Origin of the sequence: Mesorhizobium sp. M7A.F.Ca.CA.001.08.2.1 (genome assembly GCF_003998455.1) — a bacterium.
Classification (GTDB): Bacteria; Pseudomonadota; Alphaproteobacteria; order Rhizobiales; family Rhizobiaceae; genus Mesorhizobium; species Mesorhizobium ciceri.
Genome location: NZ_RZPW01000799.1, coordinates 1 through 2,714, shown reverse-complemented (window position 1 = coordinate 2,714; position 2,714 = coordinate 1). Strand labels below are relative to the sequence as shown.

The following is a 2,714-nucleotide window of genomic DNA, read 5'->3' as shown; positions in this document are numbered from 1 at the left end:
AGGCCGACGTCCTCGTCGCGCGAGACGTCGGCCTTGACCGCCGCGACCAGGTCGATCTTGCTGGGAGCAGCGGCCAGCGCCTCGTCGGAAACGTCGCAGACGACGATGCGGGCGCCGAGGCGTGACAGCGTGTCGGCTATGGCAAACCCGATGCCGCCTGCGCCCGCCGTCACCAGCACGCGCTGGCCTTTCAGCCCGGTCAAAAATTCGTCCGCCGATGCCGGCGCCCTTGTGCTCATGGTCCTGTCCTTCTCATTGCAGCCGCCGTTCGCGCAGCGCCATGACGGCGCCCAGAACGACCAGTCCGTAAAGAATTGCCCTCGTGGCATAGGGAAGCGTGGTGCCGGCGAGCAGCATCTGCAGTGCCGTCAGCAACAACACGCCGCCGAGCATGCCGAGATAGTGGCCGCGCCCGCCGGTGATCAGCGCGCCGCCGACCACCACCACGGCGATCGACGGCAATAGATAGTCGTCGCCCATGCCGAGGCTCGCCTGACCCGAAAAGCCGGTCAGCATGACGCCGACAACAGCCGCGCAGACGGCCGAAAGCATGTAGACCAGGATCAGCGTGCGCTCGACGCCGATGCCCGACAAGCGCGCCGCGCGCAGCCCGTTGCCGATGCCGTAGACGCGCCTTCCGAACGGGGTGCGGCCAAGCAGGAGTACCGCTGCGACGACAAAGACGACCATCAGCAGCACGATTGGAGTCAGCAGGCCGGCGAGCTTGGCCGTCATGACCCAGCGCAGCATCGGCGAGGAAAACCCGGCCGGCGTTCCCTGCGAATAGAGCAGCGCACAGCCTTGCAGAATGCCGTTGGTGGCGAGCGTCATGACGATCGGCGAGATGCCGAGATAGACGATGCCGAAACCATTGGCGAAGCCGATGGCGCAGGCCATCACCAAGACGACCGGCAAGGCGTAGACAAGGGCGGCGTCGGAGCCGTTGACCATGCCCGCCAGGATGATGCCGGAGATGCCGATCGTCCACGGCACGGAGAGATCGAGGCCTCCGGTCAGGATGACGGTTCCCTGTCCGAGCGCCAGGACGGCTAGGAAGGACGATAGCACCAGCAGCGAATTCCAGTACCCCGGATTGAGGATGGCGCGGCCGAGCCAGATCTGGGTGACAAGCACGATGAGCAGCAGGCAGACATAGGCCGGCAGCGCATAGCGCAGCGTTTCCGCATTGCGCAGATGGAAGGCAGGGCGCGGCGATGCCGGACTGCGCTGGGCATGGGCTGGCTCGGCGATCTTGAGACGCCGGTCCACGCGCTCGAGCTGCGAGGGCAATATGCCGGCGCGCCAGGCGGCGAGCCGGGCACGCGCGGCGCGCAGTTGCACGGCAAGCACCGATGCATGCGAGATCGAGCCGGCAAGTGCTGCCAGCACCAGAATGGTGCCTTCGGCGATGGTCGCATAATAGGCCGATACGTTGAGCACCAGCAGGATGTTCACCACGATCATCAGGATGTAGGCGCCGAAGACAGAGCCCACCGGACCGCCCTGCCCGCCACCGAGGCGCGTGCCGCCGACGACGACCGCCGCGAACATCGACAAGAGCAGCGGATTGCCGACCAGCGGATCGCCGCTGCCGGTCTGGGCGCTGATGAACACGCCGGCAAGGCCATAGCAGCCGCCGGCGATGACATAGACGGCAAAGCGCACCAGAACGACATTGATGCCGACGGAAGCGGCCGACTCCGGATCGCTGCCAAGCGCGTAGAGTGCTGTGCCGAAGCGGGTTCCCTTCAGCCAGAACCAGGCGAGCAGGACGACACCGATCACCACCAGCGGCATCGGCAGCCAGCCGGCGATCGCGTCGCCGAGATAGAAGGTGCCGAGATCGGGCGACACGAAGCCGCCGGGCTTGTCCATCACCAGCAGCGTGACGCCTTGCAGGATGAACATGGTCGACAGCGTCACCACGATCGGCTGCATGCGCAGCACCGCGATGAAGAAGCCGTTGAAGGCGCCCACCGCCATGCCGACGCCGATGCCGACGGTGGTCCACAGAAGGATGCTTGCGCCTGGCGCCATCGGATCCATGCTCGATGCCAGCACGGCATTGACCAGCGATATCACCGCGCCGGCGGACAGGTCGAAGCCGCCCGACAGGATCACGATCGTCTGGCCGATCGCCGCGAGCGCCGAGGTGGCGCCGCCGCTCGACAGGAACGACACATCGAAATAGGTCAGCGGCCCGGCGCTGATCCAGTCGACGACGAAGAGCAGGATCGCCAGGACGGCCGCGGCGATCAGCGCGCCGCGATTGCGCACCAGCGCACGGCGCAGTCCGAAGCCGCCGGGAACAGGGGATGAGGCTGCTGCGCTGCTCATGCGGCGGCTTCCCCGGCATGGCCGAGCGCCGGGCGCATGATGGCCGGTTCGGTGATGGCGTCGCCTTCGAGTTCGGCGGCGATGCGCCCGTCATAGAGGACCAGCACCCTGTCGCATTGGTGAACGAGTTCGGGGATCTCCGTCGAGTGCAGCAGGATCGAACCGCCCGAAGCCACGTAGTTTCGCATCATCACATAAAGCTCGTGCTTGGTGCCGACGTCGATGCCTCGGGTGGGATCGAACAACAGCAGGATGCGGCTCTGCGCCACCAGCCACTTGGCGATGGCGATCTTCTGCTGGTTGCCGCCGGAAAACGCACCGGCCCGCGTCCACAGCGCGCGGCGGTCGACCTCGACAGTGGCGAATGCCGCCTCGAC

General features: G+C 66.5%; 2 protein-coding genes and 1 pseudogene. All 3 read right to left on the bottom strand.

The window, feature by feature from the left end; genetic code table 11:
* A partial coding sequence (locus EN914_RS31140; protein WP_127389498.1) for an SDR family NAD(P)-dependent oxidoreductase occupies window positions 1-239 on the bottom strand: 239 nt, incomplete at its 3' end.
* A gap of 13 nt (window positions 240-252) precedes the next feature.
* Complete coding sequence (locus EN914_RS31135; protein WP_024502462.1) at window positions 253-2,337, bottom strand: ABC transporter permease; 2,085 nt, start codon at window positions 2,335-2,337, stop codon at window positions 253-255.
* Window positions 2,334-2,714: pseudogene (locus EN914_RS31130) on the bottom strand (sugar ABC transporter ATP-binding protein); the annotation flags it as partial. The gene EN914_RS31135 and the pseudogene EN914_RS31130, both read right to left, overlap by 4 nt.